Source organism: Amycolatopsis sp. WAC 04182 (assembly GCF_003947465.1).
Taxonomy (GTDB): Bacteria; Actinomycetota; Actinomycetes; order Mycobacteriales; family Pseudonocardiaceae; genus Amycolatopsis.
In genome coordinates this window covers 1-670 of the sequence record NZ_QHJJ01000048.1, presented here as the reverse complement: position 1 = coordinate 670, position 670 = coordinate 1, and the positions used below count along the sequence as shown (strand labels likewise).

The 670-nt window shown below is 66.3% G+C and carries 1 protein-coding gene; it reads left to right on the top strand.

Going from position 1 to position 670, the window contains the following annotated elements; all coding sequences use genetic code 11:
• Positions 1 to 670 (top strand): DUF2637 domain-containing protein (locus DMH01_RS42440; protein ID WP_125685095.1); only part of this gene is annotated, 670 nt, incomplete at both ends.

Here is a 670-nt window from a genome sequence, read left to right as displayed (position 1 = left end):
AGGATGGACCGCGTCGTTCATCGGTCTGCACGAATTCGCTACCAAGCACATGGGCTACACCGAGAGCGAGGCATGGCTCGTTCCCCTCACTTTCGACGGCGGGGCGTTCGCCCTGAGCATCAGTGCGTTTCGCGCCGCACGCAATGGCCGGGCAGCTCCCCTGCGGCGACTGCTCGTCATCGTGTTCACCCTCGGTTCTTCGGTGATCAACTACAACAAGCTCGAAGACACCTCCGGCCGCTGGGTGAACGCCCTGCTGCCGGTCGTCGCGGTCATCGTGTTCGAGTCGGTGCTGGTCGAAGCGCGGAAGGCCTACGAACGGAATCGCCAGCAGGGCAACGCGCGCCCGAAGATCCACCCCCTGCGCTGGTTCTTCGACCGCGACAACACGATCGAGATCTACAAGAGCTACGTCCTGGGCACCGAACTGCCCGAGCATCTGCGTGAGGCTGCTACGACCGTCGCCGAGCAGCAGGCGGCCGCGAAACCGCAGCGCCGCAGCACCAAGAAGCCGGTCGGCAAGGCCAAGAACAACACGGCCAAGCCGAAGGCGGTCACACCTGCATCGCCCCCCCGCGCCATCCCGGCGAACCCTGCGCCCTTGCAGGCCGAGGAGGAGCCCACGGTCGAGACGGCCAGCGACGTGCCCGCCAAGACACCGGCCGAGACG